The organism is Spirosoma montaniterrae (assembly GCF_001988955.1).
GTDB lineage: Bacteria > Bacteroidota > Bacteroidia > Cytophagales > Spirosomataceae > Spirosoma > Spirosoma montaniterrae.
In genome coordinates this window covers 5,544,021-5,568,682 of record NZ_CP014263.1, presented here as the reverse complement: position 1 = coordinate 5,568,682, position 24,662 = coordinate 5,544,021, and the positions used below count along the sequence as shown (strand labels likewise).

Genomic DNA, 24,662 nt, shown 5'->3' with positions numbered 1-24,662 from the left:
TGTGAGATACGCCTTCCTGACCCTACTTCTCTGGTTTGTAAATCTGACGGCTGGGCTGGCTCAGACAGGTTGGCCGCCCACCGTATCGATCCAGACCGATTCGGCGTATTTTCCGTTCGATACGGCTCACTTTCAAGTGTTCGCCGATTCTTCGCACAGGCTCACGTTTGACGAGGTACGGCGCAGCAACGGATTTCGGTCAGGACCTAATTATGACCCTGACCGGCAGACGCACGTTTACTGGCTCCGAATGCGCGTCCGCAACGACCGCCCCACTGATTTGGGCGTGTACTACAGCAATATCACCGGCGATTATGCCGATATCTACTGGCTCGACTCAGCCAGCCAGTGGCAGCACCGACGGGCGGGAGCTTTGTTGCCCCAGAGCGAATTGACCGAACACAACGGCTATCGAAGTTCGAGCCGGGTATTCTTTCGGCTGAAAGCGGGGCAGGAAACTACCATTTATCAACGCGCGGAGAATGTGTGGTGGCACATGCCGCCCCAATACTTCAAGCCGCAACTTGAAACGGAAGCAGGGTTAGCAAAGGCTGTTTTTCGCTATTATTTTGCCAACAAGGGCTGGTTGATCCATTGGTACAATGGCGTCGGCGTGGGCGTTCTGCTGCTGGCTTTTGGCTATAACCTGCTCGTTTACAGTTCCACAAAAGAGCGGGTGTATCTGTATTTCGGTTTATGTCTGCTCTTTTTTGTGCTCGACCGTGACAGAAATCAAACGAACGCGCAAACGGCCTTGTTTAGTGAATACCCATACTGGCTTCAATTCTTCGGCAACTTCTTTTTCCTGGCTTTTTTCGTCTGCTTCATACAGGCCATTCGGCGGTTTGTGCAGCCTCAGGTTTCGCTGACCCGGCTCGACAGGCTCATTGTCTACACACTAAACCTGACAATCGTAGTCTATGTGGCTCAAATTATGCTATTCTGGTGGGCACCGCAGGCAGCACTCTGGCTCGAACTGGTATTGGAAATCCTTGTTCGGGTGGTCTACAGCTTATGCATCTGGCTCACGTACCGGCAAATGCGCCGACAAAACAGCGATGCCCGGTTTGTATTGATTGCCATTATGCCCCTCGCTATCTGGTGGCTTTTTACCGTGGTCGACAAGACATTCTACACCTACTTCCAGGTTTCTTTGTCGAGAGAACTGCCAGCGTCGTTCGAGTACGCAGAAAACATGGCCTTTGCGTGGATGATTATCTTTTTCTCAGCCGCCCTGCTCAACCGATATAACCTTACACGTCAACAAGTAGCCCGGCAGGCCATTGAACGCGAACAACTCGAAAAAGAACGCAGCCGACTCATTGCCGAACAAAACGAAAGGCTCGAACAACAAGTCCGCGAACGTACTGCCGAATTACAACAATCGCTCGAAACGCTGAAAACAACGCAGAATCAGCTTGTTCAGAAAGAGAAATTAGCCTCGTTAGGCGAATTAACGGCGGGTATCGCTCACGAAATTCAGAATCCACTCAACTTCGTCAATAACTTTTCAGAGGTATCGGTTGAATTGGTTAATGAACTGGAAGAAGAGCGGGAAAAAGGAAACAATCGCGATGAAAGTTTAGAAGTCGAACTGTTGGGCGACATTAAACAGAATCTTCAAAAAATCAACCAGCATGGCAAACGGGCCGGGGCTATTGTACGCGGAATGCTCGAACACAGCCGCGCCAGCACGGGCGAACCTACCCCTACCGATCTGAACGCCCTGGCCGACGAATATCTGCGGCTGGCTTATCACGGGCTGCGGGCCAAAGACAAAACGTTTAGCTGTCAGTTCTTTACTGACCTTGATGCCGCCTTGCCAAGTGTCTCGGTTGTATCGCAGGATGTTGGGCGGGTGTTGTTAAATCTGTACAACAACGCGTTTTATGCCGTGCAGGAACGGGCAACAAACACCGGACCGGGAACAGCTTATCAGCCAACTGTGTGGGTTAGTACGCGGTTCAAGAGTGGAACAATCAAAATCAGCGTGCGTGATAACGGCACGGGCATTCCTGATGTGGTAAAACAGAAAATTTTTCAGCCGTTCTTTACCACTAAACCTACCGGCGAAGGCACCGGGCTGGGCTTGTCGCTTTCCTACGACATCATCACAAAAAGATACGGGGGCGAATTAATTGTAGAAAGCCACGAAGGCGAAGGAACGGAGTTTGTAATAAAATTGCCAGTGTGATACCTTTTAAAGTTACTCGGTAAACGTAGCGCAAACACAACCTGACCTATTTTCAGGGTAACTGCGTATAATTTCTTAGATTTGTACAGTATCCAACAGTCAATTTCTGCGCACGATGAATGCTAAGCTCTTCACGTTAATCGCTTTATATGTAGCCGGTTCTGTAGCCGTAGCGCAGCCTGCCGTACAGAAGAAAATTCAGACCGATCTGATTATGGCGGAAGACGGTGCTATTATCGACCTGCCTGCCGGAACGTTCACGCTGTCGGGAAGCCTGTCGTTGCAGGATAAGAACAACATCACCATTCGCGGGGCGGGCGATCCGGCGTCAGGGGAAGGGAAAACGATTCTGTCGTTTAAAGGGCAAACCGAAGGGGCCGAGGGGCTGCGTATTACTAATGGCAAAAACATTACCATCGAAAACCTGACGGTGCAGGATACCAAAGGCGATGGAATTAAAACCATGAATGTGAACGGCATTACGTTCCGCAACGTAAAAACCGAATGGACTGGCGATCTATCCAAAAACAACGGCTCGTATGGCCTGTATCCCGTACAGTGCAACAACGTGCTTATCGACAAATGCACGGCCATTGGAGCTTCGGATGCGGGTATTTATGTGGGTCAGTCACAGAACATCGTGGTGCGTAACTGCGTGGCGTATCATAACGTAGCGGGTATAGAAATCGAAAATTCTGTTGGGGCCGACGTGTATCAGAACGAAGCCTACCAAAATACAGGCGGTATTCTGGTGTTCGATCTGCCCGATCTGGTGCAGAAAAAAGGCGGCAACGTGCGCGTTTACGACAACTACATCCACGACAATAATCTCGACAACTTCGCCCCGAAGGGTAATATCGTTGCCAGAGTCCCCGCCGGAACGGGTGTGCTTATTCTGGCAACCAATCAGGTGGAGATTTTCAAAAACCGCATTCACAACAACATCTCGCTTGGCACAGGCATCATCAGTTATTTTATTACCGAAGAAGCTATTAAAGACAGCCTGTACAACCCATATCCGTCGGCTATCAGCATTCACGATAACGACTACCAACGACCTGCCGTATTGCCAACCCGCAAAGGACGCATGGGCATGATGTTCCGGTTCAAGCTGCGGTTCGGTAAAGATGTACCCGACATCATTTGGGACGGCATTACCGACGATAAAGCTACCGCAAACCAGCCCGTGCTATGCCTGCGCAACAATGTCAACGCGCGCTTTGCCAACATCGACGCCGGTAATAACTTCAAAGCCATTTCACGCGACCTGAGCAAAGTTACGTGCGAGTTGCCGCCATTAGTCTCGGCAGCGGGGAAGTAAAATTGCTGACGCGAGTGAGACGCAAAGGGTTGCGTCTCTACACCGGACGGTCAATTGTAGAGAAGCAACCCTTTGCGTCTCACTCGCGTCAGCAACAAAAGCCTGTTGAAGAGTCCACAATCAAATGAAAACGCTCGTTGCACTCGCTACGCTAACCGTACTCCTGCTGTCGTTCCGAACGCAGCCACATACCGCCATACCCCAAAAACTATCGGAATACGGCTTCTTCGAGGGTAACCTCGCCGAGCAGCAACCCGCAGAGGGCGTGGTGCCGTATCGACTAAACACGCCCCTGTTCTCAGATTATGCCGAGAAATTACGATTTGTAAAGCTGCCTACAGGACAAACGGTGTCGTATAATGCCACCGAAGTGCTGGATTTTCCGGTCGGCACAACCTTAATCAAGACGTTTTATTACCCCAACGATTTTCGGGATGTCAGCAAGGGCCGTCGGCTCATGGAAACGCGGTTGCTCGTTCGCGAAACGGCGGGCTGGAAAGCCCTCGAATACGTCTGGAATGACGAGCAAACCGATGCTGTGCTGGAAGTCGCGGGCGACCGAAAGCCTGTAACGTTCGTAGATGCCGAAGGCCGCAAACGACAGCAGGAGTATATCATTCCGAACCTGAACCAGTGCAAAAGCTGCCACAACCGCAACGAAGTCATGACGCCCATCGGCCCATCGGCGCGGCAGCTCAACGGCGATCTGACCTACACCACCGGCCCCGAAAATCAACTTCAACACTGGCAGAAAGCCGGTTTACTGACCGACCTGCCCGCTCTGGCCGACGTACCCCGCGCTCCGGTCTGGAGCGACCCCGCCACCGGCTCGCTCGACGCCCGCGCACGAATTTACCTCGATATTAACTGCGCCCATTGCCACCGGCCCGAAGGTCCGGCCAATACATCGGGCCTGAATCTGAGCGTTCACGAGAAAAATGTAACGGCCTGGGGCTTGCTGAAAACGCCCGTAGCAGCCGGTCGCGGCTCCGGCGACCGACGATACGATATAATGCCGGGGCACCCCGATGAGTCGATTTTGCTTTATCGAATGGAATCGACCGACCCCGGCATTATGATGCCTGAAGTGGCCCGCAAAGTGCCACATCGCGAGGGTATTGCTCTGGTGCGTGACTGGATAAAATCATTGCCGAATGATACCCACTGACAACGTAACCTACGCCGAAAGCCGCGCGGCCTGGCGGCAATGGCTAATTGACAATCACCAGATAGCCGCCAACGTGTGGCTACAGATTTTCAAGAAAAACAGCGGAACACCCAGCGTGACCTACGACGAAGCCGTTGACGAAGCCCTGTGCTTTGGTTGGATCGATAGCTCTGTCAAAAAAGGCGATGAGCAGTACTACTGGCAGTACTTTGCCAAACGCAATCCAAAAAGCAACTGGAGCCAGGTGAATAAAACGAAGGTTGAAAAACTGACTGCTGCCGGGCTGATGACCCCCGCCGGGCAGGCATTGATTGACCTCGCCAAACAAACCGGCACCTGGACTGCGCTCGATCATCTGGAAGACGGCATTTGCCCACCCGATTTACAAACGGCACTGGATGCCAATAGTATGGCCAAATCATTTTTCGACGCCTTTCCACGTTCGGTCAGGCGCGGAATTCTTGAATGGCTGCTAAACGCTAAAACGCCCGAAACCCGAGCCAAACGCATCGCAGAGATTGTATCCAAGGCTGAGCGCAACGAGCGGGCCAATCAATACACGCCTAAACAGCGTTAACCGTACTCAGTCTAACATTATCATAATTGCTTCATAACTAACACCGTTAAGAACACATTCGGGTAATAGGATAAGTCGAATTTTGTGGTTGATCTGTTCACTATCAAATTCTTACTGATGAAACACCTTAACCTGTCCCGCATTCTGAGCATTGGCTTGGTAGTACTGCTTGTAACGGCTTCCTGTAGCGATCACCTTGTTCCATCTTTCCAATACCCGGCAGTTGCCGATGCCGTGAACCCCGGCACCGTTGTTCCTGCTGTTTTATTTGAGACCAACGGCGTCAAGGTCTTCAACGGCGGTTTTGGTTCGGCCATCGCTGCCGACCCCAGGGACCCAACGGTGTTCTACCTACTTACCGACCGAGGACCGAATATTGACGGGAACGTGACCAACTCGAAGGTATTTGCCCAGCCTGATTTTGCCCCGCAGATTGGTAAGTTCCGACTGAAAAACGGCCAAATGGTTCTTGAATCGATCATCGAATTGAAAAACAGTTCGGGCGGCAAATTGAATGGATTGCCTAACCCGGTCAATCAAGGCGGAACAGGCGAGATAGCGTTCGATCTGGCCGGTAAAACGCTGCCAGCCAGCACAGACGGCCTCGATTCGGAAGGGCTGGTTGTTGCCAGCGACGGTACGTTCTGGGTAAGCGATGAATACGGACCGCATATCGTTCATTTCGATGCAACGGGCCGTACCGTCGAGCGGATCAATCCTTTTGGCACCGGAACAGGCGGGCGTCGGATGCCGCTGGTTTTTGCCCGGCGTCGGGCCAACCGGGGCATGGAAGGGTTGACTATTACACCCGACGGAAAAACGCTGGTCGGTATCATGCAATTCCCGCTGTATAATCCATCTCAGGCAGCAATCACTGGTTCGTTAGTGACCCGAATTCTGACATTTGACATTGCTACCGGAGCTACTAAACAGTACGCGTACCTGATTGAACGGGCTAACCTACAGGCCAACAGCGAGATAACAGCTATCACTAATACTACGTTTCTGGTGCTCGAACGCGATGGCGAATTTGGTACGACGGCTAACGCAGGAACGTTGTTTAAGCGTATCTACAAAATTGACCTTGCGGGAGCCACTGACATATCAGACCCTGCCGATGGCATAGGAGGTAAATTGTATGGTGGCAAAACCGTTGAAGAGCTTAAAACGGAAGCTGCGCTGCTGGCAAACGGAATCGTTCCGGTCAAAAAGACGCTGGCGTTTGATATGGCAACAGAACTTTCACCAGTCTATCCGCACGACAAAGCCGAAGGGCTTGCCCTGCTTAGCCCAACTTTGTTAGCTATTGCCAATGACGATGATTTTGGGGTGGTTGGTGTGGGCAACTACGCGGCTAAAATTCTGCCTGCTACGAATACCATCGACATGAACAGGGTGTATTTCGTTACACTCAAAACCCCAGTCAAGTAGATACAACCGCGATGATGGTCAATAAAAAAAGCGGCTGGTAATACAGCCGCTTTTTTTGTCAATACGCTTGATTAGTAGACAACTTCTTGATCTATAAGCTCAAGATTAAATACAGGTAGTGTAATTTTCTCTAAAAGCTGCTCTTCCAGCAGATCGGCCCAGGCGTTCATGTAGGCCACTACGTCGTCACGGACGTTGTGTTTTAAGAAGCGTTCTTCAACCGGGAAGCGCATCAGCACGGCGCGGTCGTCTAACTTTTCGAGATGCTTAATGTCTTCAAGCATCAAGCCTGCGCTCAACATCTCACTGATAACCAGATCAACGGGAAGCGTACTGGTGGGGCAGTAGTCATCGACCTGCTCATTCCAGTCGCCGTAGCGTTGCATGGCGTAACGATGAATCTGATCTTTGCTGAGCTTTGTCAGTTCCTGCGCCAGATTGCCACAGTTGCAGCCGCCCATATGACCCCATTGGTAGGGTGCACCATTTTTCAGATTACGGGCCGTTCGGCGCAGGGCATCGATTAGTTCGGGAGTTGGTCGTGCCATTTCAGTTAACAGTTATCAGCCAACAGTGATGAGTTAATACGGGGCTAACAGCGTGTTAATAACTTTTGTTTCTTACCGCACGAGTTCCATTAAATCTTTATCGTTCACCTCTTTGCGGATGTCGGCCATGTCTAAGAAACGGGTGTAAATGCCGTCGAGCGTGGGTTTATCGTAGCGGTAGCCGAGCAGTTCGAGCCGGTGTTTGAGCGCGTGCCGACCGCTGCGGGCCGTTAACACGATAGATGATTTCGGCACACCTACGTCGTGAGGGTTCATGATTTCGTAGTTTTCCGAGTGCTTCAGGAAACCATCCTGATGTATACCCGACGAGTGTGCAAAAGCGTTGCGGCCCACAATAGCTTTATTGGCCTGCACGGGCATACGCATCATTTCCGACACCAACTGACTTACCGGATACAGCCGCGTTGAATCGACATTGGTATGATAGCCCAGTTCTTTTCGCACTTTCAGAGCCATCACCACTTCTTCGAGCGAGGTGTTGCCCGCCCGTTCGCCGATACCATTCATCGTTACTTCCACCTGCCGCGCCCCATTTATTACGCCCGCCAGTGTGTTGGCCGTGGCTAAGCCGAGGTCGTTGTGGCAGTGAATAGAAATCGTAGCCTGATGCACGTTCGGAACATGTTCGTAGATATACGCAATTTTCCGTCCATACTCGTCGGGCAGACAGTAGCCGGTAGTATCAGGAATATTGACGACTGTGGCTCCAGCCCGGATCACGGCTTCGGTTAGTTGCGCCAAAAACACGAGGTCGGCCCGACCGGCGTCTTCAGCGTAAAATTCAACGTCGTCAACATAGGTGCGGGCGTGTTTCACGGCGGCAACGGCCTGCTCCAGTATTTTCTCGCGGGTGCTACCGAATTTATTGCGTATATGAATATCCGATGAGCCAATTCCGGTATGAATCCGACCGCGTTTAGCGAACTTCAGAGCCTCGCCAGCCGCATCGATATCGCCTTTTACGGCCCGGCTTAGCGCGCAAACAGTCGGTTCTGAAACTGCTTTTGAGATTTCAACAACCGACCGGAAATCGCCGGGGCTGGAAACCGGGAAACCGGCTTCGATGATATCAACCCCCAGTCGTTCCAGTTCTTTCGCCACAATAACTTTTTCTTCCGTGGTTAACTGGCACCCTGGCACTTGTTCGCCGTCGCGGAGGGTAGTGTCGAAGATATAAACGCGCTGACTCATATGGTAATTTATGTTGGGGTAAATTGGTTGGTCGTTACGTAAAAAAAGCCTTTTCCTGGTGAGGAAAGGGCTTTAGTAGTATAACATACGTCCTTCCTCAGTCCTGTTCAAACGAGTAGTTTTTGCAGTCGGTTAGACGAAAGTGGAGCGGTCATGTTTCTGCGAAATTTCGCTGAATGCGTAAATACGCTACAAAAGTAAATGATTTTATAGCTGACGCAAGCGTTCCGCCAAAATTTTTAGACCTTTATTGCTTCAGCAATAACATTTTTACCAATTACCTGACCACCAGTCAATTTGTCGAATACGCGGCTAACTGGGAACACGACCCGGTCATAGAAAACTATAGACTCTTTCGTGATTCGTCCGTCTTTGCCGAGCCATTTATACAAGAGCGAAATAAAGTAGCCAGCAAAATCGTAGTAGCCGAGTCTGGTAACTTTTAGCCCCGCTTTCTCCAGGATGTCGCGTACCATTGCTTTATCGTACCGGCGGTAGTGACCCACGTGGGTATCCATGTTGCTGAAAATTTCCTGCCGTGCCGGCACAAATACTTTCAGTCTACCGCCCGGCTTAAGCTTCGACGCCAGCTTTTGCGTCATTTCGGCATGATGCTCAATATGTTCCAGCACATTTATCGTATAAATCAGGTCGTATTTTACCCCCAGCGCGTCGATGTCGGTAACAACGGGCTGTTTAATTTGTGGAATCAGGTCGGGGTCGATTTCGGCGGCATCGACGCTGCCAATCGGGAAGCGGTTCGCGTATTCGCCATTACCAGCACCAAAGTCCAGTACGGCCATGCCGGGGCGCACGTCGCGGGCTACCCAGTCATATAAACTACCATTGTAGTTAGTAGCGAAACTCATGATCGCTAAGTTGTCGGAGCCGTTATACTCGACTTTCTCAGCCGTTTGGCGGGCTTGGTTCATGCGTTGGATTATTAACGTTTCCAGTTGCTCTGTTTTAACGTGCCAAATTACGGCAAAAATTGTATAGCCACCCCTCCGGGGCGGCTATACATTATAAGTGTGCCAGCACCTGTGCGCCCATTTGCCCGGTGTTTAACAGTTTGTCGGCGGGGGTATTGCCATCAGCAATGTCGCGGGTGCGGTAGCCTGCTTTCAACACCGCATCAACAGCATTTATCACGGCTTCACTTTCGGCTTTCAGGCCAAACGAAATATCGAGCAATAGTGCCGCCGACAGCACCGACGCCAGCGGATTGGCAACGCCCTTGCCGGTAATGTCGTGCGCCGAACCGTGAATGGGTTCGTACACGCCCGTGCTATCGCCGACCGACGCCGAAGCCAGCATGCCCATCGAGCCAGCAATCTGACTGGCTTCGTCGGTTAAAATATCGCCGAAAAGGTTGCCCGTTACCACTACGTCGAAGCGTTTAGGATCTTTGATAAGCAGCATGGCCGCTGCGTCGATGAACTGGTGTTCTACCTCTACGTCGGGGTATTCGGGCGTTAGTGCCTGCACCACTTCACGCCATAATCGGCTGCTTTCCAGTACGTTTGCCTTATCGACGCTCATAAGCTTTTTCCGACGAGTGCGGGCGGCTTCAAATGCTTTCCGTACAATTCGCTCTACTTCATATTTGTGGTAAATCATCAGATCCGAAGCCGTTGCGCGGTCGTCGGAACGAACTTTCTCGCCAAAATACACATCGCCGGTCAGTTCGCGGAAGAACAGAATATCGGCTCCGCGCAGAATTTCAGCCTTGATACTCGACGATTCCAGCAGCTCGTCAAACAGCTTGATAGGGCGTAGATTGGCGTACAGGCCCAACTCTTTCCGCATCTGCAACAGTCCCTGTTCAGGCCGGACTTTAGCCGAGGGGTCGTTGTCGTATTTGGGATGGCCGACGGCTCCGAACAGCACAGCATCGGCGGCCTTCATTTTGTCGAGCGTTTCGGGGGCAGGGCCACGCCGGTGGCTTCGATGGCAACGTGACCGATGAGGGCTTCATCGTAGGTAAATTCATGCTCGAATTTTTGAGCAATTTTTTCTAAAACCTGCTTGCCAACGGCGGTCACTTCGGTCCCGATACCATCGCCGGGTACTACGAGTATGTGTTTTTTCATTCGAGTGTGTTTAACATTTTTTGCGTGGCCTTTATCGCCGACACGGTTTGGTCAGAGTCGAGGCCACGGGTTTTAAATTCGCGGTGGTTCACTTTCCAGGTGATAATGGTTTCGCAGAGTGCATCGGTATGCCCGCCGGTCGGAATGCGGACGGCATAGTCGGTTAGTTCGGGGAAGGCCATTTGCTTGCGGCTGTAGATTTTCTTCAGCGCATTCATAAACGCGTCGTATTGCCCATCGCCCTGCGCGTTTTCTTCAAACTGCTCGTCATCGATACGTACCTGAATTGTGGCTGAGGGTTTCAGCCCCTTCGATTTGGTCAGCGAGTAGTTCAGCACCTCTACCCGCGCAGCCGTTGCCGTTTGCTGCAACACGTCGGTAATGATATAAGGCAGGTCTTCGCGGGTGATCGTGGTTTTCTTATCGCCCAGTTCAATAACTCGCTGCGTTACCTTTTTCAGCTCATCGTCCGACAACTGTATACCTAACTCGCGCAGATTATTTTCGATGTTGGCTTTTCCCGACATTTTACCTAAAGCGTAGCTGCGTTCGCGGCCAAAACGTTCGGGAAGTAGCGCATTGAAATACAGGTTGTTTTTTTTGTCGCCGTCAGCATGAATACCCGCCGTTTGGGTGAATACATTATTACCCACAACCGGCTTATTGTCAGGAATCCGCAATCCCGAAAACGTTTCGACAATCTTACTGACTTTATAGAGCGACTTTTCGGCCACGCCCATCTGCACGCCGGGTACAAAATCGCGCAACACGGCCAGCGTACTGGCTAATGGGGCGTTACCCGCTCGCTCGCCTAAGCCATTGACGGTCAGGTGAATGCCATGCACTCCGGCCCTGATGCCTTCCAGAACGTTGGCTACGCTTAGGTCGTAATCGTTGTGGGCATGAAAATCGAAGTGAAGTTGCGGATAGCGGCCCACCAACAGGGCAATAAACTGGTAGGTTTCGGCGGGGGTCAGCACACCCAGCGTGTCGGGTAGCAGCACACGTCGGATAGGCTGCGTTTGCAGAAAGTCGATAAACTGAAGTACGTAATCGGGCGAGGTACGCATGCCATTGCTCCAGTCTTCCAGATACACATTTACCTGAAGACCAGCAGCTTGTGCATCTTCAATAACCTGTCGAATATCGGCAAAATGCTCGTGAGGAGTTTTTTTAAGCTGGTGCGTGAGGTGGTTCAGCGAGCCTTTTGTAAGCAGGTTCATAACCCGCGCGCCCGATGCCCGCATCCAGTCGAGTGAGGCCCGACCGTCTACGAATGTCAGCACTTCCACCCGGTCAAGCATTCCGACACTATCGGCCCAGCGCGTAATTTGCTGTACGGCCTCCAGTTCGCCCGCCGACACTCGGGCCGAAGCCACCTCCACCCGGTCGACTTTTACCTCCGTGAGCAACACCTGCGCGAGGGCCAGTTTCTCGGCTGCCGTAAACGACACTCCGCTGGTTTGTTCACCATCGCGGAGGGTAGTATCCATAATTTCAATGTAGCGCATAGGTAGAAATTATTGAATGATTGAGTGGTTGACTGATTGAATGAGTCGTTAAGAAACCATTCAATCAGTCAACCACTCAATCATTCAACATTTAGAACGGTCTGGTTTCGGCGAACTGCTCAATCTCGTGCTTCATCGACAACAGGTAATCGATATCGTCGTAGCCATTGGTGAGGTTGTGCTTTTTGTAGCCGTTGATAGCAAAGTGTTCGCTCTTGCCGGTAGCCAGCAACGTAATCGTCTGCGCAGGCAGGTCTACTTCCAGTTCGGTATTGGGGTCGGCGTTGATGGCCGCGAAAATTTCTTCAGCAAATTCAGGGCTGACCGTAACGGGCAGGATACCGATATTCAGGCAGTTATTCTTGAAAATGTCGGCGAAGAAGCTCGATACAACGCACCGGAAACCGTAGTCGTAAATAGCCCAGGCCGCGTGTTCGCGACTCGACCCGCTACCGAAGTTTTTGCCCCCCACCAGAATTTTTCGGGGCGACCCTTCGACAGAGTAGGTCGGGTTGTTCAGCACGAAATCAGCTTTCGGGGTATCGTCGGCGTTGTACCGCCAGTCGCGGAAAAGGTTGTCACCGAAACCCTTGCGTTCGGTAGCTTTCAGGAATCGGGCGGGTATAATTTGGTCGGTATCGACGTTCTCGATAGGCATCGGAACGGCGGTCGAGCGCAGAATGGTGAATTTGTCGTATGCCATCTTTTTGAGTGATAAACGATGAATGATGAACGATGAGTGATAAATAAGCGTCGCAGGAAGGATGCTCATCACTCAGCATTCATCACTATAAAAACTTTCGTGGGTCTGTTACCACCCCTGTCACAGCCGCAGCCGCAGCTACGAGCGGGCTGGCAAGCAGTGTACGGGCACCCGGCCCCTGTCGGCCCTCGAAGTTGCGGTTAGAGGTCGAAACGGCGTATTTACCCGCCGGAATTTTGTCTTCGTTCATGGCAAGGCAGGCCGAACAGCCTGGTTGACGGAGTGCAAAACCGGCTTCGGTCAGAATGTCGAGAATACCTTCTTCCTTAATTTGCGCTTCAACAATGTGCGACCCCGGCACGAGCCAGGCCGTTACGTTATCTGCTTTTTTGCGCCCTTTTACAATGGATGCAAACGCCCGAAAATCTTCGATGCGTCCGTTGGTGCAACTGCCCAAAAACACAAAGTCGATGGGTTTACCAATCATAGATTCGTTTTCGGCGAAACCCATGTATTGCAGCGATTTTTTGTAGCTCGCGGCACCGTCTTTCACGGCTTCGGCCAGCGGAATCTGCTGCGTAACACCCGTGCCAAGCCCAGGATTGGTTCCGTAGGTGATTTGGGGTTCAATGTTGGCCGCATCGAAGGACAGGTCAACGTCGAATTCGGCTTCGTCGTCGGTTTTGAGCGATTCCCAGTAGGGCACCAGTTTGTCCCAGGCATCGCCTTTGGGAGCCAGATCGCGGCCTTTCAGGTAGTTAAGGGCCGTTTGGTCGGGAGCTATCATGCCACCTCTCGCGCCCATCTCGATGCTCATATTGCAGACCGTCATGCGGCCTTCCATACTCATGCTGCGGAATACCTCACCCGCATATTCAACAAAGTAGCCCGTGGCTCCGCTGGCTGAAATCTGCGAAATAATGTATAAGGCTACGTCTTTCGGCAATACGCCTTTGCCCAGTATGCCATTGACCGAAATCCGCATTTTCTTTGGTTTAGGCTGCATGATGCACTGCGTAGCCAGTACCATCTCGACCTCCGATGTGCCAATACCAAACGCAATAGCTCCAAACGCGCCGTGCGTAGACGTGTGCGAATCGCCACAAACGATAGTCATACCGGGCAATGTGATGCCGTTCTCCGGCCCCACTACGTGAACGATCCCATTTTTATGGTGGCCCAGGCCCCAGTACGAAATGCCGTGTTTGTTGGCATTTCGCTCCAAAGCGGCCAACTGATTGGCCGACAGTGGGTCGGCTACGGGCAGGTGTTGATTGAGGGTAGGCGTGTTGTGATCGGCGGTGGCAAACGTGCGCTGATTAAACAGTACCGACGCGCCCCGGCCTTCGAGTCCCAGAAATGCTACCGGGCTTGTTACCTCGTGAATGAAATGGCGGTCGATGAACAGCACATCGGGGCCATCTTCGATGTGCCGGATAACGTGTGCGTCCCAGACTTTATCGAACAGGGTTTTGGGGGTACTCATAGTTGTAGCAGTTTTTATTGCTACAAAAGTGCAGCCTTACTCCCATGTGCGCGTCCCGTTGTTTGTTCAAGAAATAGCGATTTTAGACAAACCAATAATACTGAGCGAAAATTGTTATCAGATCACTATCAATGGTGAGACGGTTTAGGATACACAAATATTCATTTTGGAATATCTTACATATTTATTTCCAGTTTATTTAATTTAGTGTATGTGTAAAAACAAAAAAACCGCTGATTATCAGCGATCTTTGTTTGTAGTTTGCTTCCCCTTTTTTAAAGATTTTGTATCAGGAGCGGGTATAAAATTATCTTATAACTAATTGATTTACAAGTATTTGAAAATAGTGAGTAACAAATAGGAAAAAAAATTATTCACGTACCTTTTCTGGCTCAAATAAATAATGTGAAAGCCCAGCCTGTTTAATAAACTCCCATGTCTTTTTATAGTCGCGAGTCCAATACAAATCACCCGGTGCAACATATACTAAGTTGAATACGTCGTTCCAATCATTCAGATTCATTTTAAGATTGTTCTGTAGGTCTAACTGCCTAAGCCATTCGTTAAAAACGTTCAAGAATAATTCTAAAGGCTCCCATTTAATCTCCACCCCCTGAAACCAATTAGTTATAACTGATTTTGTTGCTTCAATCTGTTGCAGACGAGAGATTGAAGCATTCATATTTTTTTTGTGTAACCCCTTATTAGTGATACTATTGCGATAATCGTCAACGAACCTAACAAATGGTTCAAGGAGATCACTTGCTTCAGTGTAGTATTTCTCATATTCATGTTTTGCAGCATCATAATATGCCGGGTTCGGTTCCTTTGTACCAAATACCTTGTTGAGCGATTCATTTAACTCAATCCATTTGTCGCTGTTTGAAGGATAGTTAGACAATAATTTTATGTACTCAATTGGATGCTCTTTATAGAATTGTTGAGCTTGTCCTTTAAATGCTATAACTGCGTTGCGAAACAGGTTAAAGTCATTCAGAGCGTTTAGAGTACAGCCAAATTCAAACCCACTTATGTATGTACCCACTAAAAACTTGCCTGTCAATTCGTTGATTGAGATACGGCCATCAAATATTCGATACCAGATGTTTGTATCGCAAATAATCTTGCTGCGATTTGGTTCCATTAATAATATTGTCTTTTGATGAAAGTTTAGACTTACGCTCAAAAAACATATCCCGCTCTCATTGAGTGCTATGCTTGGCAAAAATTAACCTAAATCCTTATTTATAAGCGCACAAAATCAAGACAATAATCTGATAATCAAAATATTACTCTGCCATTTATATCCGATACGCTGCTAACCGGGGCAAACGATACGTCATCGAACTCAGTAAAGTCCTTTTCTCCACATTCGATTTTCATTCGTTCGCTCTCGCGCAAGAGGTTGCGATCTGTTATGGCTTTGAGAGCTGGTCTCAGCAATGAAGTAAATTTACTTGTTCTCTATCCACTCTTGAAAAAAATTCATTTTTTCCTACAAGTTTTGGTTGATAGTGTACCGCGTATTGGTCCGAAAACACAAAAACCGCTGATTATCAGCGGTTTTTGTTTGCCATTTGCTTCTCCTTTTCAGGAGGTTTTGTACCAGGAGCGGGAGTCGAACCCGCACGGGCCGTAAAGCCCACAGGATTTTCGTACCAACTACAGCTTTCGCTGCTCGTTGCCCTGTGCAACGATTTGTGGTCTGGACTTTCTCTTCACCATACTCCGTTTTTGCAGAGCGTAGGTGCCGCCTGTTAAGTCTCTACACCTTCCACACCAACTGTCGCTGGCAGGCTTGGCTCGGGATTGCCAATCAATTGCTCGATAAGGTTTCCCCGAATTTAAGCGGTTCTACTCCGATTGTTTCCAATCGGGCACTCAACTTTTAAGTCCGGCGTGTCTACCGATTCCACCATCCCGGCAATTTGCCTTGCTTGCTGCCAAGTTTCAGCATGTACGAAAAAAGCACCGACCAACGGTGCCTTTTTCGTGGAGCGAAAGACGGGGTTCGAACCCGCGACCTCGACCTTGGCAAGGTCGCGCTCTACCAGCTGAGCTACTTTCGCATAGTTCGCCGTACCTTGTGGCGAATTGTGGATGCAAAATTAGGCTTTTTTCGTCGCTTGTCAAGACCTCGGCCTAAAAAAATTGTACCCCCATCCGTTCAGGATACCGCTAAAAACTGATTACGAATGGGTTAGTACAATCAAAAAAATAAAAAAACTGTTCAGACAAACACCCGAAATCCACATCATATGCATGGTTGAGCGGTAATTGGCCCGCTGGCTGTCGTACCAGATCTGCCAGCCCCAATGCAGAAAATAAGCAACAGCGGGCAACAGAAGTAGTACGTATAATCCGAAATAAATCAGGTTATTGAAGTAAACGAAAAATGCGACCAGCGACAGGGTGAACATTACGATGGCACATACGAACGTGCCACGAACGCCCAGCAGTAAGCTCAGCGTGCGGTCGCCCCGGCGAGCGTCTTCGACGTGCTGGTATACCTGCGTGACGGGGTAAAGAGCCATCAGATTCAGCGTACCCAATAGCCCGCCAAACAATAGTCGGGGTTGCGTTATGGCCGAGAATGGCAAATCGTTGACGGCAACGTAGGTCATGACGTAGGTAATACCGCCCTGTAGGCCGCTAATGAGGAAAAAGCTAAGTATAGGGTATTTTTTCAGCCGAATATGGCGGTGGCTATATGCCTTCGTCACAAAGCCATAAACAAGCAGATACACAACAAACGGCCAGCCCAGAAACGCGCCCAGTATCAACGCCACCACATCGAGCAGCCACGACACCCAATACAGCGTTTTTGTAACGGGAGGAGGTGTTTCCAGACCACCGATAGGGCCTTCGTCTTTGTCGAAATAGCTATTGTAGGCGTTACTGGCCGGATACAACAGCAAGTGTATGATAATCAGCACTGCCACTGCCCGCCATAGGTCGATATGCGACGACTGACTGAGTGCAAACCAGAAGATAGGCAGCAGAAAAAACGAGAACGGCACCCGTAAGTGCAGCCAGATGGCGCGAGCAGACATTTGGTTATAAGGTAAGGCTACGGCAAATTACAGAACTTTCGGCACAGACTGTAGTTATACGATGTACCCTGTGAGGGAGATACGCCAATACATCTGCTTCGGCGGATTACCTACGCTATGAATAGTCGCCCCAGTGCTTACGTCAACAGTATCGGAACTGCCGTACCCGTTTATTCAAAAACCCAGCAGAAAGCGGCTGAATTCATGGCCGACGTGTTGCAGCTCGATGAGCGTGATAGCCGCCGGTTGATGGCTCTTTACCGCCAAACCCGTATCGATAAGCGGCATACGGTGCTGGCCGATTACGTTCGGCCAAAAGGAGATTATACTTTCTACGCGAATACGCCGGGTATGGAACCATTCCCGACGGTGAGTCAGCGGATGGGCGTATACCGGCAGGAGGCTGTGCCCCTTGCCCTTGACGCTATTCGCGATTGTTTCGCCAATTACGCTGACCTCGACCCCCAGACGATTACGCATCTGATTACCGTGAGTTGTACCGGGCTATACGCGCCGGGGCCAGACATCGAGATCATCGAAGCACTCGGTCTGCCCACTACAACACAGCGGTTGGCTATTAATTTCATGGGTTGCTATGGCGCATTTAATGGCCTGAAAACTGCCGACGCCATCGTGCGGGCCGATGCTGATGCCAAAGTGCTGGTCGTGTGCGTTGAGCTTTGCACGATTCATTTCCAGAAAAAAACCGAAACCGATCACCTGTTATCGAACGCGCTTTTTGCCGACGGTTCGGCGGCAGTAGTGGTCGAAAGCCGCCCCCGGCCCGAACAGGCGTTTCGGTTACGGTCGTTCTATTGCGACCTGTTACCCGAAGGCAAACACGCTATGGCCTGGCACGTCAGCGATTTTGGCTTCGAGATGACGCTCACTGCCGAGGTGCCCACGTTTATCCAACAGGGCATTGGTCAGTTGATGGAACGTTTGCTTGACCAGTGTAATCTCACGCTCGATGGCATCGGGCATTATGCCCTACACCCCGGCGGTCGGCGGATTCTGGAAGTTATTGAACAGCAATTAGGCATAACAACATACGACAATCGTCATGCTTACAACATATTGCGACAGTATGGCAACATGTCGTCGGCTACGGTGCTGTTTGTGCTAAAAGACGTGTGGAACAGCCTACGACCTGATCCGCTGGCGATAGAAACAACTCCAGACACATCGGCCCGGAACGCGTCAGTACCGGGAAATATTTTGAGTTGCGCGTTTGGGCCGGGCCTAACGCTCGAATCGATGGTGCTGGAAATTGTTACGGTCGACGCTAACTACGCTACTTCAGAATTTTCCAGCGCATCAACCCAAGCTTTGTAAACAAGTACAGCACCGATGTGCGCAATACACCTAAGCCGTAAATGCTGCTGCGCTTGAAATTGATGGACGACGCTTCTTCAAAGTATTTGGTTGGGCAGGTCACTTCAGCAATTTCGTAGCCTTTGTAGAAAATCTGTGCAATCATCTCATTGTCGAAAATGAAGTCATCGGAATTGTGTGTAAAATCTAGACTCCGTAACACCTCGCCCGAAAACGCCCGGTAGCCAGTGTGATACTCCGACAGTTTCTGATTCATAAGCAGATTCTGTGTGAAAGTCAGAAAGCGGTTGGCAATATATTTATAGAGTGGCATCCCGCCTTTCAGCGCACCTTTACCCAATATACGCGAGGCAAACACAACCGGATACAGTCCGTTGCCAATTATTGAAATCATGGCCGTCAGTAGCAGGGGCGTGTACTGATAATCGGGGTGGAGCATCACCACGATGTCGCCCCCAAGTTCGAGGGCTTTGGCGTAACAGGTTTTCTGATTGCCGCCATAACCTTTGTTACGGTCATGTCGAATAACATGTCTGATACCCAGTTGTTTTGCTACCTCTACGGTGTTGTCGGGGCTGGCGTCGTCAACTAAGATTACTTCGTCAACTATATTGAACGGAATTTCGCGGTAGGTACGCTCGAGTGTGAGGGCTGCCCGGTAAGCGGGCATTACCACAATCACTTTTTTATCATTAAACATGGCCCAAAACTACAGCCTAACTACCACTATGCCAAGACTATGCCGAACCAACGTGGCTGTTTCGGCGTATTCAAAGTAGTTTTACCATTTAAAATTAACTTTTCGGGCAGAGCAGGGTTATGTCTCTGTTTATGCCAATGGCTTATGTTCACCAGCGAAACTACGTTTTTTCTGGCCTTTGCGGCCTTCGTTCTTGTAGTAATGGCTCTCGATTTGGGCGTGTTTTCCCGTCAGAAAAGCCACATCGTTCACTTTAAAGAAGCCGCAACCTGGAGTGCTATCTGGGTAGGTTTGTCAATCGCTTTCTATTTTTTCCTGAAAAATTTTGGCTATCTCGTTCACGGCATTACCGACTTTGCCCGCCTGCAGGAAGTACACGACCGATATGCTGGACACGTTGGGTTGATTCCCGGCGATTTTGCAGCCAGTTTGCAACGATTTCAGGATAACATGGCCCTCGAATACATTACGGGCTATTTGGTCGAATACTCGCTGTCGGCTGATAATATCTTCGTGTTTATCCTGATTTTCAACTCTTTCGGTGTTCGGGAGCGATACTACAAGAAGATTCTTGTGTGGGGAATTCTGGGTGCCATTGTGCTCCGGTTTGTGTTTATTTTCTTAGGCTCGGCCCTGATTCAGCGGTTCGACTGGATTCTGTATTTGTTCGGGGCGTTTCTGGTTTACACAGGCATTTCCTTGTTTTTTCAGAAAGACGAAGACGAGAAAATCGAACCCAGTAATCATCCCGTGGTGCGCATTGCCAGTAAATACTTGAACGTTTATAAGCGCAATGTGACCGATAACTTCTTCGTTCGCCGAAAAACCGACCAGAAGTTGTTTGTTACGCCTTTGTTCATCATTGTTATCGTGGTGGCGTTTACGGATTTGGTCTTCGCTGTCGACTCCATTCCGGCCATTTTCTCGATCACCAAAGACCCGTACATCGTGTTTTTCTCGAACGTTTTTGCTATCATGGGGTTGCGGTCGATGTTCTTCTTCTTATCGAATATCATTAGCCAGTTCCGTTTTTTGAAAACAGGTTTAGCCGTATTGCTGACCTATATCGGCGCGAAAATGCTGGCCGAACACTGGCTCGAAGAATGGGGCTTCAAACCCGTATATTCACTCTATATCATCATTTCTATTCTGGCCGTTAGCATTCTGGCGTCGTACCTGATACCGGAAAAAAAAGTCGCCTGAACCAGGATTAGCTAAGATTAGCAGGATTAAACAGGATTTGACGCTGCGCTTATTTACAACATCAATTAGTTATAGCTCCGAACAAGCGAAGCGTCAAATCCTGTTTAATCCTGTTAATCATGACTAATCCTGGTTCAGATATTCTCCGCACCTTCCGCCGTCGGCTTACGAATCTGAGCAGCCGTAATCGGTCGTTGCTTCTGACTAATTTGCCGATTGGTCAGTTCTTGGATCTGCACGAAACCGATTTTCTGCTTAACAAGCCGTCGTTCACTATACTTGCCGATCTGATTGGGCGTAAAGCAGTAGTGCCGGTTTGCGATGTTCTCGACGCCCGGCAGGAACGCAGTAATGAAGTCAGCCGTAAACTCCGGCGCATTGACCGCACGGCACGGTTTATTGAAGACGAGCGCGGCACCGAAGACCTGTATGTAGGATGGCCGTTTGTGCGGGGAAAATTTCTCGATAATACGGTCGTACACGGGCCACTGCTGTTCTTTCCGGTCGAATTGGTACAACAGGGCAGGCACTGGAAACTCGCAGGCCGGGGTGATGTGGGTTCATTTCTGAATCCGACCCTGCTGCTGGCCTACCAACAGTTCAACAGCCTGACAATTCCCGACGATGTTTTCGAAAAATCGACCGATGATTTCGACCACGATCCGCTCGTATTCCGAACGCAGTTGTACGAATGGTTGAAAACGACCCCGCTCGAACTGAATTTCAATCAGGAATTATTTGCCGACAAACTTCAATTTTTCGACAAACAAAACGCCAGAAGCTTAGACCAGCTCGAACGCACTGGTGAGTTAAAACTTTATCCTGAAGCCGTGCTGGGCATTTTTCCCCAAGCCGGGTCGTTTTTAGTTCCTGATTATGACGCGCTATTGACCGATGACCGATTAACGATGAGTGATGAGTGGCTACCCCGAAATGAAGACTCATCGCTCATCGCTCATCACTCATCACTTAAAGAGAGACAGATTCTCACGCCCCTCCCCCTCGATGCATCACAGGAAGCAACTTTGCGGGCAGTGAAGGCGGGGCAGTCGCTGGCGGTGCAGGGGCCACCCGGTACAGGTAAGTCACAACTGATTGCCAACCTCATGGCCGATGCAGCCGCTGCGGGCAAGCGCGTGCTGCTGGTATGTCAGAAACGGGCCGCACTCGACGTGGTGCAGGAACGGCTACGGCAGGTTGGCATGGAATCGTTTCTGGCACTCGTTCACGATTTTCAGGACGACCGCCCGGCTTTGTACGCGCAAATTGCCCGGCAAATTGAGCAGATAGACGCTTACCGGCAACAAAACAACAGTCTGAACGCCGTACTGCTCGAACGTGATTTTGATACCGAAAGCCGCCGAATCGATGCTATAGTAGCCGAACTTCAGACGTTCAAAGACGCGCTGTTCGACACAAGTATCTGTGGCATATCGGCCAAAGAGCTGTATCTGACCAGCCAGCCCAACGCCCCAACTATTGACGTTTCGGACACCTATACCGCTTTTCAACTGTCGAACATCGACGGCATTACCCGCCGGTTGAGCGACTACGCAGCTTACCGACAGCGGCTCGGCTCCGAACACCCGTGGACCGACCGGAAGCGGTTCGATACGCTCGGCCCGGCTGATTTGTCTAAGCTAACAGACGCCATTGCGACCTGGGCCCAAACGCGCCAGCAGACCGATGCTCAAACCGCTGCCCTACTGGGGCAGTCAATCGCGCTTCAGAGGTTAATGAACTGGAATTTTGCCGCCAGCGAAGTAGTAACTCTGCTCCGATTGCTGGACGAACCCGATGCCAACGAACTCTGGGCGGTGGTGCTGGTTTTGCGGGCCAATGCACGGCACCCGGCTCTGATGATTGAGCTGGAACAGCTACCCAAACTATCGTCTGCGTGGGACGATGCGTTAGCCTCGCCCGGTCCCGAAACGTCGTTACAGCAGTCCGAATTGTTGCCATTCATGAGCCTGCTTACCGATGCGCGGGCGGCTCGTGGGGCGTGGGTGCGCTGGCAGTGGTGGCGGCTAACTAATTCGGGCTATCGGCAACTACAACAGGTGGCTATGCTGAATGCGTTGACCACCAATGAAGCCGATCTTGATACGCTGGCTGTTCGGCTCGAAAAGCGAAATCAGCTCAATACGCTGCAACCGCAAGTAGAATCGTTATTGAGCGAATTGCCCCTGCCCAACGTTCCGGCGAGTTTACGGCTGATTTGGCGGGCGCGGAAACTGCTCGAACGCATTGATACGCTGCCTCTACTTACAACCTTGCCCCCGTCGGCGTGGCTGTCGGCAAGCTCGTTTCAGACGGTAGTTACGGCAGTGCTGAATATTGCAATGGATGTAGCCAAGCAATTCGACATGTCTGGTCAATGGCTATCGGGCAGTCAGTTAGAGCGGCTTTGGCACAATAATAGTTTTGCTGATGCCTTGTATCAGTCGTTGACGCAGGATTTTGACTTGCTGGTTGAACACGACCGCATCGAAGCCAGCCTGACTCCTGTTGAGATGAGCATAGTACAACGGCTGGTAGCTTTTCGTCCCGACCAATGGGTGACTACGTTTCAGAACTCACTTCGGCTGGCCTGGCTTAATCATATCGAGCAGCAGAAACCCGAACTGCGGGCGGTCTCATCGCTGAAAATGGCACAGGCAGAACAGATGTTGCAGGCGGGTATGGCCCAAAAACAGCGTTTCAGCCGCGATATTTTGCTTATGAAACTCCGCGAGCAAACATACCGGAACCTGACGTTCAATCGCCTGAACAACGTTGTAACGTACCGCGAGCTGCTGCATCAAACTACCAAAAAGCGTACTATCTGGCCCGTTCGCAAACTTGTAGCCGCTTATGCCGACGAAGTGTTTAAGCTCGTGCCATGCTGGCTGGCTTCGCCCGAAACGGTGTCGGCCATTTTCCCGCTCCGCAACGACCTGTTCGATCTGGTTATTTTCGATGAAGCGTCGCAGTGTTTTGCCGAGCAGGGTGTTCCGGCCATGATGCGGGGCAAACAGGTGATTGTAACGGGCGATAACCAGCAGCTTCGGCCCAGCGATCTGTATCAAACCCGCTTAGGCGATGTCGAATCGGGCGACGATACGCCCGCCGAACTGGAAGTAGAATCGCTGCTCGAACTGGCTACCCAATGGTTTCCGCAAACCTCGCTGACCGAACATTACCGCAGCCGCTCACTTGATCTGATTACGTTCTCGAATCGCCATTTTTACCAAAATCGGTTGTCGCTCCTCCCCCACTATGCCGACATCAACCGGCACGAACCCGCCATTCACTACCAATACGTGGGCGGAGTTTGGCAGCAAAATACGAATCTAACGGAGGCAGAAGCCGTTTTACAATTGATCGATCAGCTTGCCGTTGAGTTGCCAGGACGCTCTATCGGCGTGGTCACGTTCAACTATCCACAACAGCAGTTGATTCAGGACTTGCTATTGCCCTCACCCCCGGCCCCTCTCCCAGTACGGGAGAGGGGTGAACCATCCGGGAGCACTATTCCCCTCTCCCGTACTGGGAGAGGGGCCAGGGGTGAGGGTATTTTCGTCAAAAACATTGAAAACGTGCAGGGCGACGAGCGCGACATCATCATTTTCTCGGTTGGCTACGCGCCTGATGAACGCGGTCGGCTGACGATGCAGTTCGGGAGCTTAAACGCACGCGGTGGCGAGAATCGCCTGAATGTGGCTGTGACCCGCGCCCGCGAACGGGTATACGTTATCACCAGTCTTTGGCCCGATCAACTACGCACCGATACAGGTAACAGTGCCGGAGTACATCTGCTGAAAGCGTACCTGCAATACGCCCTCGATGTATCGGAAGGTCGTTTTCGTCCCTTACCCGCCCCTATTACGGCAGGGCTAACTGGCTCGTTGCTGAAAGATCAATTAGCCGATAAACGCCCTAACTGGCAGCCCGAACTGCCTTTTGCCGATTTGACGGTAAAAGTTGAAGACACGTATCAATCGCTAATTCTGACCGACGACGATACATACTACCAGCAACCGCCGAAGCAAGCGCATGCTTATTTACCTATCGCCCTACAAAGCCGGGGATGGCCCTTTCAGCGCGTCTGGAGCCGGGAATTCTGGCGAGGAAAGTTATAAAGAAGC

The 24,662-nt window shown here is 50.6% G+C and carries 17 protein-coding genes, 1 tRNA gene and 1 pseudogene; 8 read left to right on the top strand and 11 right to left on the bottom strand.

Annotation, left to right across the window (positions count from 1 at the left end; all coding sequences use genetic code 11):
* Position 1 precedes the first annotated feature (1 nt).
* From AWR27_RS23975 to AWR27_RS23955, 5 genes are all read left to right on the top strand, one after another.
* Positions 2–2,194, top strand: coding sequence for a sensor histidine kinase (locus AWR27_RS23975; protein ID WP_232325916.1), 2,193 nt, complete (start codon positions 2–4; stop codon positions 2,192–2,194).
* 115 nt (positions 2,195–2,309) lie between these two features.
* Entirely contained in the window at positions 2,310–3,515 is a 1,206-nt protein-coding gene (locus tag AWR27_RS23970) for a parallel beta-helix domain-containing protein (protein WP_077133520.1), read from the top strand.
* Positions 3,516–3,639: 124 nt separating this feature from the next.
* A complete protein-coding gene (locus AWR27_RS23965; RefSeq protein WP_077133519.1) occupies positions 3,640–4,683 on the top strand; it encodes an SO2930 family diheme c-type cytochrome in 1,044 nt (347 codons plus the stop codon).
* A complete protein-coding gene (locus AWR27_RS23960; RefSeq protein ID WP_077133518.1) occupies positions 4,670–5,260 on the top strand; it encodes a YdeI/OmpD-associated family protein in 591 nt (196 codons plus the stop codon). Before AWR27_RS23965 ends, AWR27_RS23960 begins: the two co-directional genes overlap by 14 nt.
* A 117-nt stretch (positions 5,261–5,377) precedes the next feature.
* The gene (locus AWR27_RS23955) at positions 5,378–6,691 is read left to right on the top strand and encodes an esterase-like activity of phytase family protein (RefSeq protein ID WP_083732953.1); all 1,314 of its coding nucleotides are present in this window, start codon (positions 5,378–5,380) and stop codon (positions 6,689–6,691) included.
* 71 nt (positions 6,692–6,762) lie between these two features.
* Here AWR27_RS23955 and AWR27_RS23950 read toward each other — a convergent pair whose 3' ends face one another.
* From AWR27_RS23950 to AWR27_RS23905, 10 genes and pseudogenes are all read right to left on the bottom strand, one after another.
* Positions 6,763–7,239: a hypothetical protein gene (locus AWR27_RS23950; protein ID WP_077133517.1), complete on the bottom strand. Its 477-nt coding sequence runs from the start codon at positions 7,237–7,239 to the stop codon at positions 6,763–6,765.
* A 72-nt stretch (positions 7,240–7,311) separates the two neighbouring features.
* The gene (locus tag AWR27_RS23945; protein ID WP_077133516.1) at positions 7,312–8,451 is read right to left on the bottom strand and encodes a 2-isopropylmalate synthase; all 1,140 of its coding nucleotides are present in this window, start codon (positions 8,449–8,451) and stop codon (positions 7,312–7,314) included.
* Positions 8,452–8,690: 239 nt separating this feature from the next.
* Entirely contained in the window at positions 8,691–9,383 is a 693-nt protein-coding gene (locus tag AWR27_RS23940; RefSeq protein ID WP_077133515.1) for a class I SAM-dependent methyltransferase, read from the bottom strand.
* Between the two features lie 91 nt (positions 9,384–9,474).
* A pseudogene (gene leuB, locus AWR27_RS23935) lies at positions 9,475–10,544 on the bottom strand (3-isopropylmalate dehydrogenase).
* Complete coding sequence (locus tag AWR27_RS23930; RefSeq protein ID WP_077133514.1) at positions 10,541–12,055, bottom strand: alpha-isopropylmalate synthase regulatory domain-containing protein; 1,515 nt, start codon at positions 12,053–12,055, stop codon at positions 10,541–10,543. Before AWR27_RS23930 ends, leuB begins: the two are co-directional and overlap by 4 nt.
* A gap of 91 nt (positions 12,056–12,146) precedes the next feature.
* On the bottom strand, positions 12,147–12,758 hold the full coding sequence (gene leuD, locus AWR27_RS23925; protein WP_077133513.1) for a 3-isopropylmalate dehydratase small subunit: 612 nt from the start codon (positions 12,756–12,758) through the stop codon (positions 12,147–12,149).
* Positions 12,759–12,843: 85 nt separating this feature from the next.
* Entirely contained in the window at positions 12,844–14,244 is a 1,401-nt protein-coding gene (leuC, locus tag AWR27_RS23920; protein ID WP_077133512.1) for a 3-isopropylmalate dehydratase large subunit, read from the bottom strand.
* Positions 14,245–14,614: 370 nt separating this feature from the next.
* Complete coding sequence (locus tag AWR27_RS23915; protein WP_077133511.1) at positions 14,615–15,388, bottom strand: hypothetical protein; 774 nt, start codon at positions 15,386–15,388, stop codon at positions 14,615–14,617.
* 849 nt (positions 15,389–16,237) lie between these two features.
* Positions 16,238–16,313, bottom strand: a tRNA-Gly gene (locus tag AWR27_RS23910).
* A 120-nt stretch (positions 16,314–16,433) separates the two neighbouring features.
* Positions 16,434–17,297, bottom strand: a complete 864-nt coding sequence (locus tag AWR27_RS23905) for a UbiA family prenyltransferase (RefSeq protein ID WP_077133510.1) — start codon at positions 17,295–17,297, stop codon at positions 16,434–16,436.
* A 117-nt stretch (positions 17,298–17,414) separates the two neighbouring features.
* Here AWR27_RS23905 and AWR27_RS23900 point away from each other — a divergent pair, with 117 nt between their 5' ends.
* Complete coding sequence (locus AWR27_RS23900) at positions 17,415–18,632, top strand: type III polyketide synthase (protein WP_077133509.1); 1,218 nt, start codon at positions 17,415–17,417, stop codon at positions 18,630–18,632.
* Here AWR27_RS23900 and AWR27_RS23895 read toward each other — a convergent pair.
* On the bottom strand, positions 18,592–19,332 hold the full coding sequence (locus tag AWR27_RS23895; RefSeq protein ID WP_077133508.1) for a glycosyltransferase family 2 protein: 741 nt from the start codon (positions 19,330–19,332) through the stop codon (positions 18,592–18,594). The two genes, AWR27_RS23900 and AWR27_RS23895, sit on opposite strands and share 41 nt — an antisense overlap.
* 144 nt (positions 19,333–19,476) lie before the next feature.
* Between AWR27_RS23895 and AWR27_RS23890 the strand changes: the two genes are divergently transcribed.
* Together AWR27_RS23890 and AWR27_RS23885 are read left to right on the top strand one after the other, a co-directional pair.
* Positions 19,477–20,535, top strand: coding sequence for a TerC/Alx family metal homeostasis membrane protein (locus tag AWR27_RS23890; protein ID WP_077133507.1), 1,059 nt, complete (start codon positions 19,477–19,479; stop codon positions 20,533–20,535).
* A 119-nt stretch (positions 20,536–20,654) separates the two neighbouring features.
* Positions 20,655–24,656 (top strand): AAA domain-containing protein, encoded by a 4,002-nt coding sequence (locus AWR27_RS23885; RefSeq protein WP_077133506.1) that lies wholly within the window; start codon positions 20,655–20,657, stop codon positions 24,654–24,656.
* The last annotated feature ends 6 nt before the right edge of the window (positions 24,657–24,662 follow it).

Coding starts and splice junctions, on each gene's coding strand:
- AWR27_RS23950 (WP_077133517.1), bottom strand. CDS start 7,239: ATGGCACGACCAACTCCCGAACTAATCGATGCCCTGCGCCGAACGGCC.
- AWR27_RS23890 (WP_077133507.1), top strand. CDS start 19,477: ATGTTCACCAGCGAAACTACGTTTTTTCTGGCCTTTGCGGCCTTCGTT.
- leuD (WP_077133513.1), bottom strand. CDS start 12,758: ATGGCATACGACAAATTCACCATTCTGCGCTCGACCGCCGTTCCGATG.
- AWR27_RS23960 (WP_077133518.1), top strand. CDS start 4,670: ATGATACCCACTGACAACGTAACCTACGCCGAAAGCCGCGCGGCCTGG.
- AWR27_RS23945 (WP_077133516.1), bottom strand. CDS start 8,451: ATGAGTCAGCGCGTTTATATCTTCGACACTACCCTCCGCGACGGCGAA.
- AWR27_RS23905 (WP_077133510.1), bottom strand. CDS start 17,297: ATGTCTGCTCGCGCCATCTGGCTGCACTTACGGGTGCCGTTCTCGTTT.
- AWR27_RS23955 (WP_083732953.1), top strand. CDS start 5,378: ATGAAACACCTTAACCTGTCCCGCATTCTGAGCATTGGCTTGGTAGTA.
- AWR27_RS23885 (WP_077133506.1), top strand. CDS start 20,655: ATGACTAATCCTGGTTCAGATATTCTCCGCACCTTCCGCCGTCGGCTT.
- AWR27_RS23930 (WP_077133514.1), bottom strand. CDS start 12,055: ATGCGCTACATTGAAATTATGGATACTACCCTCCGCGATGGTGAACAA.
- AWR27_RS23915 (WP_077133511.1), bottom strand. CDS start 15,388: ATGGAACCAAATCGCAGCAAGATTATTTGCGATACAAACATCTGGTAT.
- AWR27_RS23900 (WP_077133509.1), top strand. CDS start 17,415: ATGAATAGTCGCCCCAGTGCTTACGTCAACAGTATCGGAACTGCCGTA.
- leuC (WP_077133512.1), bottom strand. CDS start 14,244: ATGAGTACCCCCAAAACCCTGTTCGATAAAGTCTGGGACGCACACGTT.
- AWR27_RS23940 (WP_077133515.1), bottom strand. CDS start 9,383: ATGAACCAAGCCCGCCAAACGGCTGAGAAAGTCGAGTATAACGGCTCC.
- AWR27_RS23895 (WP_077133508.1), bottom strand. CDS start 19,332: ATGTTTAATGATAAAAAAGTGATTGTGGTAATGCCCGCTTACCGGGCA.
- AWR27_RS23965 (WP_077133519.1), top strand. CDS start 3,640: ATGAAAACGCTCGTTGCACTCGCTACGCTAACCGTACTCCTGCTGTCG.
- AWR27_RS23970 (WP_077133520.1), top strand. CDS start 2,310: ATGAATGCTAAGCTCTTCACGTTAATCGCTTTATATGTAGCCGGTTCT.